The following is a 751-nucleotide window of genomic DNA, read 5'->3' as shown; positions in this document are numbered from 1 at the left end:
GTTGGGCTCCGACACCGGAGGTTCAATCCGGCAACCGGCGGCCTTCTGCGGCGTGGTAGGGCTGAAACCCACCTACGGCCGCGTGTCAAGATACGGACTGATCGCATTCGCTTCGTCTCTTGACCAAATCGGGCCGCTGACCCGAACTGTCGAGGATGCGGCGCTAATTTTGTCAGTGATCGCGGGCAACGACAGCAAAGACTCGACGACTCTTCCCGACCCGGTGCCAGCCTTGCAAAACGACCTTGAGAGCGATGCCGGTGACCTAACAATTGGGGTCCCGGAGGCTTGGCTTGGAAAAGGTGTTGCCCCAGACATCAAGCGTGAAGTCACGGCCGTGCTTGCCGAACTTGAAACAGCCGGCACCCAGCTTCGCCCCATCGAGCTGCCTCACGAGGAATTTGCGATCGCGACCTACTACGTCATTGCTACTGCCGAAGCGTCGTCGAATCTGGCACGTTATGACGGCGTGCGCTATGGATTCCGTGCCGAAAGTAATGATCTCGCTGATATGTACGCCAATACCCGGAGCGGTGGTTTTGGCAACGAGGTAAAGCGACGCATCCTACTAGGAACGTTCGTCCTCTCGGCCGGCTATTACGACGCGTACTATGGCCGCGCCCAATGCGTTCGAACGTTGTTATGCAAGGACTTCAATCAAGCTTTTCGCGATGTTGACGTTCTCGTGGGTCCGACGGCGCCAAGCACAGCCTTTGCCATTGGAGAGAAGACCAACAACCCGCTCGAAATG

1 protein-coding gene is annotated in these 751 nt (G+C 57.5%); it reads left to right on the top strand.

Annotation, left to right across the window (positions count from 1 at the left end; genetic code table 11):
- A partial coding sequence (locus tag QF629_12975) for an amidase family protein (protein ID MDP6014433.1) occupies positions 1–751 on the top strand: 751 nt, incomplete at both ends.

It is taken from the genome of Alphaproteobacteria bacterium (assembly GCA_030739735.1).
Classification (GTDB): Bacteria; Pseudomonadota; Alphaproteobacteria; order UBA7887; family UBA7887; genus UBA7887.
Note: the sequence above shows the minus strand (reverse complement) of the source record. Positions and strands in the feature narration are given on the sequence as shown.